The organism is Halopseudomonas sp. Lyrl_26 (genome assembly GCF_051948695.1).
In the GTDB taxonomy this organism is placed as follows: Bacteria; Pseudomonadota; Gammaproteobacteria; order Pseudomonadales; family Pseudomonadaceae; genus Halopseudomonas; species Halopseudomonas formosensis.
Map to the genome: position 1 here is coordinate 87,869 of NZ_JAYJLH010000001.1, position 13,409 is coordinate 101,277.

At 62.4% G+C, this 13,409-nt stretch carries 9 protein-coding genes and 1 pseudogene; 8 read left to right on the plus strand and 2 right to left on the minus strand.

Annotated elements, in window-relative coordinates; genetic code table 11:
- The first annotated feature begins 23 nt into the window (after window positions 1-23).
- The 7 genes and pseudogenes from VF673_RS00485 to VF673_RS00515 all read left to right on the plus strand — a co-directional run.
- Window positions 24-1,406, plus strand: a complete 1,383-nt coding sequence (locus tag VF673_RS00485; RefSeq protein ID WP_440290498.1) for a TolC family protein — start codon at window positions 24-26, stop codon at window positions 1,404-1,406.
- Entirely contained in the window at window positions 1,403-2,401 is a 999-nt protein-coding gene (locus VF673_RS00490) for an HlyD family secretion protein (protein ID WP_440290499.1), read from the plus strand. The genes VF673_RS00485 and VF673_RS00490 overlap by 4 nt, the downstream gene beginning before the upstream one ends.
- Window positions 2,386-3,582 (plus strand): ABC transporter permease, encoded by a 1,197-nt coding sequence (locus tag VF673_RS00495; RefSeq protein WP_440290500.1) that lies wholly within the window; start codon window positions 2,386-2,388, stop codon window positions 3,580-3,582. Before VF673_RS00490 ends, VF673_RS00495 begins: the two co-directional genes overlap by 16 nt.
- Window positions 3,579-4,709 (plus strand): ABC transporter permease, encoded by a 1,131-nt coding sequence (locus tag VF673_RS00500; RefSeq protein ID WP_440290501.1) that lies wholly within the window; start codon window positions 3,579-3,581, stop codon window positions 4,707-4,709. Before VF673_RS00495 ends, VF673_RS00500 begins: the two co-directional genes overlap by 4 nt.
- A gap of 414 nt (window positions 4,710-5,123) precedes the next feature.
- Window positions 5,124-5,957 (plus strand): HDOD domain-containing protein, encoded by an 834-nt coding sequence (locus VF673_RS00505; protein ID WP_440290502.1) that lies wholly within the window; start codon window positions 5,124-5,126, stop codon window positions 5,955-5,957.
- A 171-nt stretch (window positions 5,958-6,128) separates the two neighbouring features.
- Window positions 6,129-8,555, plus strand: coding sequence for a mechanosensitive ion channel domain-containing protein (locus tag VF673_RS00510; RefSeq protein WP_440290503.1), 2,427 nt, complete (start codon window positions 6,129-6,131; stop codon window positions 8,553-8,555).
- Between the two features lie 251 nt (window positions 8,556-8,806).
- Window positions 8,807-9,166 (plus strand): annotated as a pseudogene (locus tag VF673_RS00515) (formate/nitrite transporter family protein); the annotation flags it as partial.
- Window positions 9,167-9,282: 116 nt separating this feature from the next.
- On the opposite strand, the gene VF673_RS00520 reads toward VF673_RS00515, so the two are convergent.
- Both VF673_RS00520 and VF673_RS00525 read right to left on the minus strand, forming a co-directional pair.
- Window positions 9,283-10,107, minus strand: a complete 825-nt coding sequence (locus tag VF673_RS00520) for a hypothetical protein (RefSeq protein WP_440290504.1) — start codon at window positions 10,105-10,107, stop codon at window positions 9,283-9,285.
- A gap of 51 nt (window positions 10,108-10,158) precedes the next feature.
- Window positions 10,159-10,758 carry a tetratricopeptide repeat protein gene (locus tag VF673_RS00525; RefSeq protein ID WP_440290505.1) on the minus strand — a complete coding sequence of 200 codons (600 nt, stop codon included), beginning with the start codon at window positions 10,756-10,758 and terminating at the stop codon, window positions 10,159-10,161.
- Between the two features lie 252 nt (window positions 10,759-11,010).
- On the opposite strand from VF673_RS00525, the gene VF673_RS00530 reads away from it, so the two are divergent.
- Window positions 11,011-13,110: a PhoX family protein gene (locus VF673_RS00530; RefSeq protein WP_440290506.1), complete on the plus strand. Its 2,100-nt coding sequence runs from the start codon at window positions 11,011-11,013 to the stop codon at window positions 13,108-13,110.
- The last annotated feature ends 299 nt before the right edge of the window (window positions 13,111-13,409 follow it).

Consider the following 13,409-nt stretch of genomic DNA (forward strand, 5'->3'; position numbering starts at 1 on the left):
TGCCAGGAATGAAAGGAGACAACATGCCGATATCCCCTGGTCGCAGGCTGCTGGTGCTGCTGACACTGGGTTCCCTTACCGCATTCGTCTCTCTTGGTGCACAGGCGCAACCGCTGGCCCTGCATTTTGAAGAAGCACAAGAGCGCCTCTTGCATGTCTCCGATGCCCTGGCCAGCTCCCGCAGCCAGGTGGAGAGTCGTCGCCAGTTGGCTGAGGCCAGCCGCAGTTTGTCCTACCCGGATGTGTCCATTGATATCCGCCGCCTGCACTTCCAGAAAAGCCTTAAGCTGCCACTGGGCTCGCTGGAGCCGGTAGCCGAGGCCTTCGATATCTCCAGTCCGCTGGAGTTCGCAGAAAAGGATTGGCGCACCCGGCCGATCGTGACGGCGACGATGCCGGTCTGGACTGGCGGGCAAATCAGCGCTGCCAAGGCCGCCGCCAATGCAGCGGCGGACGAGGCCGATGCCCTGCTGGCCCGCGCTGGCCAGGATGAAACCGTGCAACTGGTGGAGGCCTACTTCGGGCAGCAGTTGGCGCAACAGGTTGTCGCGGTGCGACTGGAGGTCCGCAACGGCCTGCAGGAGCATTACGCACATGCGCGCAAACTGGAGCAGGAGGGGTTTGCCACTCGCGCCCAGCTGTTGCAGGCGCAGGTGGCACTGGATAATGCCGAGCGCGAATACGCCAAGGCAGTCAATGACCTGCGCGGAGCTCAAGCGGTACTGGCCGGTTTGTTGCGCAGTGACGTTCCCATCCAACCCCTGTCGCCGCTGTTTGTAGTACAGGCACCCCTTGAACCTGTTGAATACTTTGTCGAGACTGCGGTGCGCCAGCACCCCGGCCTGGAGCAATTGCGCGCGGTGGGCGAGCAGGCCCGGCAAAAGGTTCTGGCGGAACAGGCCAACTGGAAACCGCGCGTATATCTGTTCGGCCAATATGACCTGAAACGCGAGGATGCGCTGCTCACCGAGTCCGATTGGGCCTTTGGTGTCGGGGTGAGTTACACGCTCTTTTCCAATACCGATCGCCATCGCCAGGTGGGCGCGGCGCGCAGTCAGCAGTTGCAGGTGGAGCACGGTTTGCGCGATACCGCCGTCAAGCTGGAAATCGGTGTGGCGCGCGCCTGGCTGGCAGTCGACAGCGCGCGCCAGCAATTCACCCTGCTGGAGAGTGCCCTGGCCAGCGCCGAAGAAAACCTGCGCCTGCAGGGCTTGTCGTTCCAGGAGGGGCAGGCAACCTCCCTCGATGTGATCGATGCCCGCCTCCAGTTGGGCAAAACCCGTACTGATCGTGCCCTGGCGGCCTGGGAGTTCGATCTTGCCTTGATTCAGCTGCTGGATGTCAGCGGACAGACCAACCGTTATAGCGATTACCTTCGCCAAGCCGACATAGTGCTTTCACCATGACCAATACCCGCTCTGCCCTCCCTCGCCTGCTGTTATTGCTGGCTGTTTCCCTGGCGCTGGCCGTCGTCATCGTCGGGCTCTGGCTGGCCTTTCGCACCGCCCCCGGACTGGTACAGGGCATGGCCGATGCCGACTCGGTCAAGGTGTCGGCAAAGATCCCGGCGCGGATCGCCGAACTGCATGTGCGCGAAGGTGAGCGCGTCAGTGCCGGGCAGCATCTGTTCACCCTCGACAGCCCTGAAGTGGAAGCCAAGTTCCGCCAGGCCACCGCGGTGCTGGATGCAGCCCGCGCCCAGGCGGCAAAGGCCAGCGAAGGCGCCCGCGTAGAGCAGATCAGTGCCGCCGAGGCCAACTGGCAGCGTGCAAAAGCCGCCTCGGACCTGGCGCGGACGACGGCCGTGCGTCTCGATCGCCTGCACAGTGAAGGCGTGGTCACCCGACAGCAGCGCGATGAGGCCCTGGCCCAGGCCAGCGCTGCCGAAGCGCTGACCAGGGCTGCACGCGCGCAATACGACGAGGCCCTGGCCGGTGCCCGCCGCGAAGACAGGGATGCGGCCGACGCCCAGGTACGCCAGGCTGAGGCAGCGGTCGCCGAGGTTACCGCTGCCCGCAATGAAGCCCTGGGATTGGCGCCGGCCGCCGGCGAAGTCAGCAAGCGCCTGGCCGACGTGGGCGAGTTGGTACCTGCCGGTTATCCGGTGTTCACCCTGGTGGATATCGACAACATGTGGGTGTCCCTCACCCTGCGGGAAGATCAGTTTGGTGCTGTGAGCATGGGGCACACACTCAAGGGCGACATTCCCGCCTTGGCGTTGAGCGGGGTTGATTTTGAGGTGTACTTCATCAGCCCGGCGGGCGATTTCGCTACCTGGCGGGCCACCCGGCAATCAGCGGGCTACGATGTGAAAAGCTTTGAAGTACGCGCCCGACCGGTGCAGCCGGTTGCCAACTTTCGCCCGGGCATGAGTGTGCTGTTTCCGTGGCCACAACCCTGAACGGAGCCGCCACCGGCTTTCGTGCATCGCTGCGCAGTTCGGCGCGACGCGAATGGCAATTTCTCTGTCACTCGCTCTGGGACATGGCCTTGATCAGCTGGATTCCCTGGCTGGCCATGATCCTGTTCGCGGCGATGTTCTACAGCGCCGTGCCCCGTACGCTGCCGGTGGCCGTGGTGGATGACAGCCGCGGTCCTGTCAGCCGCGAATTGATTCGCGCGCTGGATGCAGCCCCGGCACTGGATGTACGCTCGCATCCGCTGGACCTGCATCAGGCCTGGCCGTTGGTCCGTGCCATGCAGGTGGACGCGGTAATACATATCCCCGCCGATACCGACGACCAGATCCAGCGTGGTCAACCGGCAACGGTGTTCGCGTTTTATAACGCCGCCCTCACCACCGCAGGTGCCACTGCCTTTCGCGATATCGATGCGGCGGTAAAGAACCTCTCCGGCCGGATTGTGTTGGAGCACACCGCATTACAACAGGGCGTGGACAAACTGAAACCACCCCCTGTCAGCGTCCAGGTAACCGTGTTGTTCAACCCGGCGCGCAGCTTTGAGCAGTTCCTGCTGGGATTACTGCTGCCCGCGGTTCTGCATTTGATACTGTGCGTGGCCGTCACCAGTGCCTGTTGCCGGGAACTGCGCGATGGCACTGCCGGACGCTGGCTTGAACAGTGCGGCGGCAGCCTGCCGGGCGCCATTCTCGGTAAATGGCTGATCTATATCCCGATATTCTCCCTCTACGGTTTTGCGGCGGTGCTGTGGGTGAGTGTCATCCGCGGCGATGGTATTGCCGGCTCACTGATGGCGCTGCTGGCAGGCCAGGTATTGCTGTACACCGCCTACGCCGCCATCGGCTTGCTGCTGTCCGGCGTGATACGCAATATGGGTACCGCCTTGTCGGGCGTCGGCCTGTACGCCGGTACCTCGCTGGCTTTCTGCGGCGCCACCTTTCCCATCGACGGTGCCTCCCTGTTCGCCCGCACCTGGCACTACCTCCTGCCTTTTACCAGCTACGTGAAACTGGATGCGGCGGAACGCTATCTGGCAGCACCAGCGACAGTGACCTTCACCCATCTGGGGGCGCTGGTGCTGTTTATCCTGATACCGGGAGCCATCGGTTATCACGCCTATCGCCGGGCGGTCCTTGATCCTTCCACCTGGGGGCAACGATGACCCGCACGGCCATGCAGAATTATCGCGCTGCTTTTGTGGAGGCCTTTGCCAGCACCTTTCGCGCTGTTTTTACCGATCGCGCCGTGGTCATGGTGATGGTGGGCGCCGTTATCCTGTACTCGTTCTTCTATCCCACGGGCTACCAGCAACAGGTGGCCAGCGAACAACCGGTAGTGATTGTCGATCAGGATCGCACCGCCCTCAGCCGGGATCTGATACGCCATATCGAGCGTGTCAGCGCCGTGCAGGTGACGGCGCTGGTGGCCAGCGAGACGGAAGCCATCGCTCAGGTGAGCGCCATGAGGGCCGAGGGTTTCGTGGTCATTCCCAGGGGCTTCGAGCGGGATATCCTGCGTGGCGACCAGGGGGAAGTTGCCATCTATGCCAACGGCGCCTGGCTCGGGCGGGCCAATACCGTGCTCACCGGGCTGGGCGACGCCATCACCGGTTTTGCTCGCGAAGCGGCGGTCAGGCAGGCCGCCTTCGCCGGGGCCGCAGCACAGCCGCCCTTGCACCTGGTGCAGCGGCCCCTGTTCAACACGCGGGAAGGTTACGGCAGTGCGCTGGTCACCGGTGTGGCCGAACTGATCGTGCAGCAAACCCTGTTGGTGGGCATTGCGGTGATGGCGGGAACCCGCCGCGAACGGAGGGGACAACTGTTTTTCAGCGGCACCCAGCTGATCGGCATTGCCAGCGCCTGCCTGCTGATCGGCTTCATCAACATGCTCTACTACGCCGGGTTCATGTTCTGGTACCAGGATTACCCGCGAAGTGGAAACTTCCCGGGCATGCTGGTCGGCGGTCTGTTATTCGTTGGCGCGGTGGTGGCCCTGGGCATGTTCATTGCCAGTTTCTTCCGCACCCGCGAGCGGGCCTACCAGCTTATTCTGGTCACCTCCCTGCCGTTCTTCTTCCTGTCCAACCTCTCCTGGCCAGCCACATCGACACCGCAATGGCTGCTGTGGCTGGCCAAACTTCTGCCATCGACACCGGGCATCAACATCATGGTCAAGTTCAATCAGCTGGGCGCCAGCTTTGCCGAGGCAGCGTGGGAAATGGCGAACCTGCTGGTGTTGATTGTCGTGTTCGGCGTATTGGCCTGGTGGCGCTATCGTCGGCCATCCTGATTACCGCCCCCCTCCCTCATGCCTGATATTCGCTACTCGCGCTGCTGAGCCGGAGCAATTGCTCATGCTGTTTCCGGAGGGCTTCTCTCGTGATGAGATTCTTGGGTTTATGGGGGTGAGCGATGTTGAGCGGATTGCAGAAAAACGAATTGCACGGTTTGAGCGTGTTGTTTATCGGGAATGATGTATCAGCGTCCAGCAGCAGGCTCCATTCTATCACCGGCCACGCCATTTCTTCAGGTGCCGGTTCTCGTCCTCACCAAGCCGGATGCCGAAATTGTCCAGCAGGCTGTTGAACAATTGCGCGAGCGCCATAATGACCTTCGGTCCGTGTAATAATCACTCAGGGCTGCTACGTGCCCTGTGTGTAGTGCTGTTGGCTGGCCAGAAGGGCGGACCGCAAGGAGTAGGTGTATGGACATGAAACAGCGGGCAAGGGAGCTGCTGCGGCGGCTGGAGGCGGCTATTGCGGCCAACCAGCTGGTACTGCCTTCGCTGCCGGAGGTGGTGATCCGGGTGCGGGCGCTGACCGAGTCCGGCAACTGCTCGGTGGAGGAGCTGGAGCGGGAGATTTCGCGGGATCCGGCCATTGCTGCGCGTCTGGTCAAGGTTGCCAACAGTTCGATCATGCGTCGAGGTGTTCCGGTGTCTTCGGTGCGTCAGGCCATCGTGCTGCTGGGTTTCAGACTGGTGCGCTCGATGGTGACGCAGCTGGCGCTGTTGCAGACCATGGGTCGGGCTGGCGGGGACCCGGGGCGCCTGCGCGGTTTTGTCGAGGGCGGCCTGCATATCAGTGCCCTGTGCCGTGATCTGGCCGAATCCTTCCCCTATCTGGATGCGGAGCTGGCCGCCCTCGGCGGGCTGCTGCATGATATCGGCAAGTTGCCGTTGCGCGAGTTTCTCCGTCAGCAGCCCGAGCTGAGCGGGATAGAGCGGCTCAGATTCGAGCTGATGCTGCATCCTCTGGTCGGGGCCATGCTGCTGCGGCACTGGGATATGCCGGAGGAGCTGATACAGATGGCCCGCTGGCACGAAACGGTCCTGCGGGACAACGGCCGCCCGCTGCCTGATTATGTCGACGTGGTAATCGCCGCCAATCTGATGCATTACGGCACGCAGAAGGGGCGTTATGCCCGGTATGCCGGAGTGTCCGTGCCGGCACTGGAAAAGTGCCTGACCGGACGCAATCAGGACGAGCCGAACCTGCACGTGCGCAGGGAGCTGGTCCAGCTGATGACCAGTGAGTAAGCGCTCGCGTAACCCGGGTATCCTCGGATGCCGCTGGGCTGCCCCGACGCGTATCATGTGTGTCTGGCAGGCCCGGGCTCGACACCCATCGAACCGGAGCGCTGCCTGCGACTCGAATGAGCAGGACGCAACCTCACAACGCCGGAATTCGACTTCAACGGGATGAACCGCATGTTCCTCAAGCCAATATCTGCCCTTCTTGCACTGTTCTGGATTCTGCTTGTTGTGCCGCTGGTCCAGGCGCAGTCTTCGGTCATTGAGGAAGTAACGCCCGAGCAGGCCCGGGAAGTGCTTGATGCCCTGCAGGACGATGAGAACCGGGAGGAGGTGCTGCGCGCATTGGAGGAGAGGGCGGCAGAGGAGTCTGCAGAGGAGTCTGAGGTGGCGGTGGAGGAAGAGACGCCGCTGAGTGCAATCGTGCCGCTGGAGGCCGATGGGCTTATTGCCCGCACCCTGGATCAGGTAGGGGACTGGGCAGCGGGGCTGCGGGTCCAGCTGATGCGCGTTACCCAGGCGCTGGGCGAGCTGCCCAACTGGTTTCAGACCACCTTTTTCAATGAGCAGGGGCGCCTGTTGCTGCTGCAGGCGCTGGCCGATATGGCGCTGGTGCTGGGTGTGGGGCTGTGTCTGGAGTGGTTGCTGCGTAGGCTCCTTCGCCGTTCCATGCAGAGCCTGCTGCACAATGCCCGGCAGGCGGATGTTCAGGCGCCGCCAGTCGCGGCGCCGACCCGGGTTGCCGATCCGGTGGTGAAGGCAGCACTGGACCCGACGGATGAGAGTACTGCCCTGGTGCAGACCCAGCGCGATGGTCTGGAGCAGGTTGAGGCGGTCCCGATAGAGCCACCGTCGGTCCTGATCGACCCGCAGGAGGCGGTGCCGGAGGACACCCATTCCGGCGTTGCCGCCCCTGTGGAGTCCGAGGTCAAGGCCCTGCGCCGGCTGCCTTTTGCGCTGACGGCCATGGTGCTGGATCTGCTGCCGCTGGGGCTGTTCTTCGGTATCGCGGCGCTGGTGCTGCAACTGCTTCCCGGTCTGGATATCCGTACCCATCTGGTGACCCGCGAGTTCGTCTATGCCTATGTCATCACCCGGGTGGTGATGGCGGTAGTGCGCCTGCTGCTGGCGCCGGGCGATGCCAGTTTGCGTATCGTCCAGTTGACTGATCTGGCCGCACAGCAGGTACACCGCTGGGCCCGTCGCCTGGTGGTGCTGGCGACCTTCGGTGTGGCCTTCGGCAACGCCCTGGCCATCCTGGGTTCGGGTACCGAGGCGCAACTGGTCGTGATCAAGGCGACATCGCTGCTGGTACATCTGAATCTCATCTATCTGGTGTTCCGCTTCCGCCACCCCGTGGCGCAGTGGATTGCCGGTTCGCAGGACAGGGAGGGGGTGGTGCATGCACTGCGCCAGTGGCTGGCCGGCGTCTGGCCCCTGCTGGCGGCGGTGCTGATCATGGGGACCTGGGTGGTCTGGGCCATGGGTATCGAGGATGGCTTCACCCGGCTGCTGGAGTTCATCGGGCTGTCGGCGGCCATTCTGGTGCTGGGACGCCTGGCGGCGGTGCTGGTGCTCGGCATGCTTGGCCGTCTGGCCGGCGTGGATGCGGATTCCCGCCAGCCCCGGAGCCTGCGCGGCCGGCTGCTGGCCCAGTATTACCCATTGCTGCGCTGGTTGGTGTCGCTGGTGATAACCGCGGTAACCCTGGTGGCGCTGCTCCAGGCCTGGGGGCTGGATGCGCTGGCCTGGTTCGCACCGGGCACCATCGGCCGCATGCTGGCCTCGGCCATGGCGACCATCGCCGTGGCCGTGGTCATCGCACTCATTGTCTGGCAGGCCAGCAACCGCGCGCTGGAAAGGCGCATTGCCCGCTGGCGTTCGGAAGGGGACCTGCTGCGTGCGGCGCGTCTCAATACCCTGCTGCCGATGCTGCGCTCGGCGCTGTTTCTGGTGATTGCCCTGATCGTCGGTCTGACCACCCTCAACCAGATCGGCATCAGCACCGCGCCGCTGATTGCCGGCGCCAGCATCATCGGTGTCGCGGTGGGCTTCGGCTCGCAGAAGCTGGTGCAGGACTTCATCACCGGTATCTTCCTGCTAATGGAGAATGCCATGCAGGTGGGGGATTCGGTGACCGTGGCCGGGGTGTCCGGCACGGTAGAGAACCTGTCGATCCGCACCGTGCGCCTGCGCTCCTCGGACGGGGTGCTGCATATCATTCCCTTCAGTTCGGTGACCACCGTGAGCAACGCCCACCGCGGCATCGGCAATGCGGCGGTGCGGGTCAGCGTCAGTTACGACACCGACATCGACCTGGCGATCAGCGAGCTCAAGGCCATAGGGGCAGAGCTGCGGCAGGACCCGGTGTTCGGTCCCAATACCCTGGCGGACATGGAGGTGTGGGGTGTGGATGCGGTCGATGGCTCCATGGTCACCCTGGCCGGACAGATGCGCTGCGTGGACAAGGCCAGATCCGGCATGCAGCGGGAAATCAACCGCCGTATCCTGGAGCGTTTCCGCCGGGCAGGCATCACCATCGCCGACCCGCGCGAGCGCCCGCTGATGACCGCAGGGCTGAACGGCGGCGCCGAGCCAGTCTGATCGGGCATGCACCAAAGCGGGCGCCATGGGCGCCCGCCTGCACTGTCCTGGATCAGTGATGCGCACCGTTATCCAGCGCTGCGTTTGGTCCCGGGGTTCAGCTGAACCTGTCTGGGTCGGGGCTTCTCCGCCTGTCTTCACTGCCAGCCGAGCTTCTGGCACAGCCCTTGCTCTTCCCTCGGTACAGCAACGCGTAACGAGGGGAGACGCATGGCGGCACACAGCGGACCTAAGCAACAACTGGTCATCGTCGGCACATGCTGTGCAACTGGATGGTGTCGCTGGGCGTGGTCGGCGCCATGATCTCCACCACCGTCGGCGGCAAGGCCATCGCCATGTGGATGCCGATCATGCTGTTCTTCTTCATGGGCTTCGAGCACTCGGTAGTGAACATGTTCCTGTTCCCCTTCGGCATGATCATGGGCGGTGACTTCTCGGTGATGGATTACATGATCTGGAACGAGATTCCCACAGCCCTGGGTAACCTGGTCGGCGGCCTGGCATTTACCGGTCTGACCCTGTACACCACCCACAGGCGCACAGCGGCGCAGCGCTCGCAGTTACGCCTGGTAGACTCGCACACTGGGCATCAGCCAGCATCTGGAAGTTGATTGGCGAAATCTGGCTGGTGTTGTTGATATGGGGGAGGGTGCAGGCAAGAGGGGAGGAGGATGCAGAGGCTGAAAAAAGAATCCAGCCGAGGCTGGATCCTTGCATTGCTGGTTGATCAGTTGCCGACTTTCAGCTGACCACCGCGCCCCAGACCGCCCTGAACTTCCTGAGCCTTGTAGTTACGCAGGGAGATGACCATGTTGTTGTAGGCATCCATGAATGCCGCCACGGTCGCCTTGCCCTCGGGCGTGCGGGAGAAACCGCCCATGCCGCCAGCCGCGCTGCCAGTCAGGGCACCCAATGCGGCGCCAAAGTTGGTAGCAGTAGCGTTACCTTCGGAGATGGACAGCTGTACGCCGGAACGGATATCGAACATGGTCATGGTCACCACGGACTGCTTGCTCTGCAGGGAACCGGCAACAGCACCAGCGAAGCCGCTCATCAGGCCACCCATACCCGCTGCCAGACCGCCCACGGACTCGTTACCGATAATGATCGCCGGCTCCAGGTAGTAGTCAGCGGCAACACGCTGACCAGCATGCTGGTTGGAACCAGCACGGAACTCGCCGGAGTTGCGCTGCTTGTCGGTAATCTCGCTCAGGCGGCTCTCGGTGCGGTTGTTGCCAATGGAGGTAATCACGAAGCAGTTGGATTGCTGAACGGCCAGTCGGATCAACGGCTCGATGGTGGTTACCTGGGTGGCTTGGCCAAAGCTGGCGAACCACTCCTTGCCGCGACCGTCGTCCACTGCGATGGTGCCTAACGGAGCGTCACAACGCTCGAGTGAACTGTTGGCGTTGACGCTGCTGGCACCGCCAGCTGCGCCGGAGGCGGCAGTGGCATTGTTGCCGGTGCTGATCAGGCCGCCGCCGGGGGTAACGCAACCAGCGATTGTCAGTGCAGAGGCGAGAGTGATGAATGGTAGAGTTTTCTTGAACATTTTTAACATCTCATTGTTGGGCAGAATAAACACTGAAGTTGAATAGTTGCATCAGCGCTGATACCAGGAACGGTCATGCCAGTACCAGTAATAGGGAGCGGACAGGTACCAGTGGCCCCAGTACTTGCGTTCAGCCTCACGTATCCGATAGTTCTCATGAGCTACCTGGCGGGCAGCCTGGGCTTCCGGCAGTAGCTGTTGTGCTTCGGTACTGCCCTGTGCTGCGGCGCGGCTCAACCAGGCCTCGGCTTCGGCCGGGTCGGCCCCCATCTCTTCATGACCGCCCAGATACAGCTGACCGAGAGCCAGTTGTGCGGCATCCAAGCCGTTGTCTCCAGCCCGGCGCAACCATTGAATTCCCTGATAACTGTCACGCAGCACACCATCGCCTCGCAGCAGGCGAAGGCCAAGGTCGTAAGCTGCACTGGGGTTCTGTTCCGCCAGTTGAGTGAGGGCCTGCAAGCGCTGCGCTGCGGCTGCATCGACTGGTTCAGGTTGGAAAGTGACTGTGCTGGTGGCTTGCTCGGTGCAGTGACTGTCCTGACAGACACGGACAGTGTCCTTGCGCTGCAATTGGGATTCTGGGGTCTGGTTGGCACACCCACCAAGCGTGAATGCTGCCAAGGTAATAGGCAGGAGAATGCGTCGCATGCTGATCAGTCCGTGAATGAATTGTTAAATTATCTTGCAAGCGAGGCGTAAGATATTTCTTTTTTGCTGGAAATGGAATTGATGGCAAAGTGCCTACAAAGTCATGCTTGATAGCTGGCCAGATGCTTTGGCTGATAAACAGTCAATGCCATCTATTTTTCGCCAAAGCTTAATCCGACTGTCGTCTGCTCTTAACCTTCTCTGGCCATCCTCTACTGCATCTCAACCAGCAGCCTGTAGAGGGAAGCACGGATGTCGAATGAAGTTCGCAATCAGATAACCATCGTTGACAACGGTAACGGTGACGAGCCGCAGATCAGTTACACGGATAACAGGCCCTTCGCCAGCGTGCTGGAGGCGCGGCTGGCTCGCCGTTCACTGCTCAAGGGCAGTGCCGGTGCCGCCGCTCTGGGGTTCATGAGCCTGGGCCTGGCGGGCTGCCTGAGCAGCTCTGACAGCGACGATGATGATGTGGGCGGTGGCGATGCTGGCAATGGTGGCGAGGTCGGTCCGCTGATTGGCTTTACCGCCGTTGCGCCGAGCGAGTCGGATGAGATTGTCGTGCCGCCGGGTTACAGCTATCAGGTCATATTGCCCTGGGGCACGCCCATCACCGGCACCATGCCGGCCTTCGATATCACCAATACCGGTGAAGAGCAGGGCATGCAGATGGGCTCGCACCATGACGGCATGCACTTCTTCCCGATCGAGGGCGAGGAGCCGTTCGAAGGCAGCTCCGACGAGGGGCTGCTGGTGATGAACCACGAGTACGTGGAGCCCCGCTTCATGCATGCCGACCATATCGGTGTGGCACTGGGCAGCGGTGCCATCGTCATGAAGGGCGATGTGCGTGACCGCGATCAGGCGCTCAAGGAGATCAATGCCCATGGCGTGTCCGTGGTGCACGTCAGAAAGCGCGCCGACAACCGCTGGGAGCTGGTGCAGAGCGAATACAACCGCCGCATCACCGGCCTGACACCCATGGAGCTGCATGGCCCGGTGCGCGGCAGCGATCTGGTCAGAACCAAGTACAGCCCGCAAGGCCTGGCCACCCGGGGTACCCTGAACAACTGTGCCATGGGTGTCACCCCCTGGAACACCTACATGGCCGCCGAGGAGAACTGGGCCGGTTATTTCGGCAATCGTGACGAGACCATTCCCCGGGAGCACGCCCATTACGGCATCCGCGCCAACGACAGCCGCTACCGCTGGGCATTGGCCGAAGGCGGTGGCGATGAATTCATCCGCTTCGACGCCACCAGCACCGGCGCCGATGCCACCCAGGACTACCGCAACGAACCCAACTGCTTCGGCTGGATGGTCGAGATTGATCCCTTTGACCCGAACAGCGTGCCGAAGAAGCGCACCAGTCTGGGCCGCTTCGGTCATGAGGGTGTGGTATTCGGCCCGGCCATCGAAGGCAAGCCGGTGGTGTGCTACTCCGGGGACGACTCCACCAACCAGTTCATCTACAAGTTCGTCAGCGAGCAGCCCTTCCAGAAGGGCGTGACCGACGGCTCCATTCTCGATACCGGCGTGCTCTACGTGGCCCGCTTCAACGATGACGGCACCGGCGAATGGCTGCCGCTGGTGTACGGTCAGAACGGCCTGGATGCGAGCAACGGCTTCCGTGACCAGGCGGATGTGCTGGTCAACACCCGCCTGGCCGCCGGCCTGGTCGGTGCCACGCCCATGGACCGCCCTGAATGGGGTGCGGTGGACCCGAACAACGGTGATGTCTATTTCACCCTGACCAACAACAGTGGTCGCAGTACCGCCAACGGCGCCAACCCGCGTACCCAGAACCGCCATGGTCACATCATCCGCTGGGCGGAAGCCGGGGGCGAGCATGCCTCCGCTACCTTCGAGTGGGATATCTTCCTGTTCGGCGGAGATGCAGGGCAGAGCGGTCAGGCCAACCTGGCCGGCAAGGACCCCAACGGCGATGCCCTGACCGTGGACAACCTGCTCAGCTCGCCGGACGGCCTGTGGATCGACAAGGACAGCCGCGTGTGGATCCAGACGGATATCGGGGAAGGCAGCCAGAACTCCGGTGTATACGAGGTGTTCGGCAACAACGCCATGCTCTGTGCCGACCCGAAGACCGGCGAGATGCGCCGCTTCCTGACCGGGCCCATCGGCCAGGAGATCACCGGTGTCATCACCACGCCGGACCAGCGCACCATGTTCATCAACGTGCAGCACCCCGGGGCCACTACCACCCCCACCGAGTGGGAGCTGGGCCCGCGTTACGTGCGCAGCAGCTGGCCGGATCGCAACCCGGCGCGTCTGCCGCCGCGTTCGGCGACGGTAGTGATCTGGAAGGATGATGGCGGTGTCATAGGTAGCTGATTTTCCTCCTTCCCTCAGGGGTGGTTGTCGCTGTGGCGGCAGCCACCCCTTTTTCATTGACCTGTCTCACTGCCGCAGCGTGCAGGGCTCTGGAGCCGCTTTCGCCAGTGATATCAATGAGATATTTCGCGCTTTCGTTTCACCCAAACAGGTTATTGAGGCCGGTCTCACGCGACCGGTAGCGTGCTATGCCGCTGTATTTGAGATTGAGGGGTTGCTGGCGTATGGCAAAATCGTGACAATCGAATCACTGAAGAAAAGTTTCAGGGATATAACAATAAAACTGCAAAGAAAGATCG

Excerpts from the sequence above, each read along its gene's own strand:
- VF673_RS00485 (WP_440290498.1), top strand. The coding sequence starts at position 24 with ATGCCGATATCCCCTGGTCGCAGGCTGCTGGTGCTGCTGACACTGGGT.
- VF673_RS00490 (WP_440290499.1), top strand. The coding sequence starts at position 1,403 with ATGACCAATACCCGCTCTGCCCTCCCTCGCCTGCTGTTATTGCTGGCT.
- VF673_RS00500 (WP_440290501.1), top strand. The coding sequence starts at position 3,579 with ATGACCCGCACGGCCATGCAGAATTATCGCGCTGCTTTTGTGGAGGCC.
- VF673_RS00505 (WP_440290502.1), top strand. The coding sequence starts at position 5,124 with ATGGACATGAAACAGCGGGCAAGGGAGCTGCTGCGGCGGCTGGAGGCG.
- VF673_RS00510 (WP_440290503.1), top strand. The coding sequence starts at position 6,129 with ATGTTCCTCAAGCCAATATCTGCCCTTCTTGCACTGTTCTGGATTCTG.
- VF673_RS00520 (WP_440290504.1), bottom strand. The coding sequence starts at position 10,107 with ATGTTCAAGAAAACTCTACCATTCATCACTCTCGCCTCTGCACTGACA.
- VF673_RS00525 (WP_440290505.1), bottom strand. The coding sequence starts at position 10,758 with ATGCGACGCATTCTCCTGCCTATTACCTTGGCAGCATTCACGCTTGGT.
- VF673_RS00530 (WP_440290506.1), top strand. The coding sequence starts at position 11,011 with ATGTCGAATGAAGTTCGCAATCAGATAACCATCGTTGACAACGGTAAC.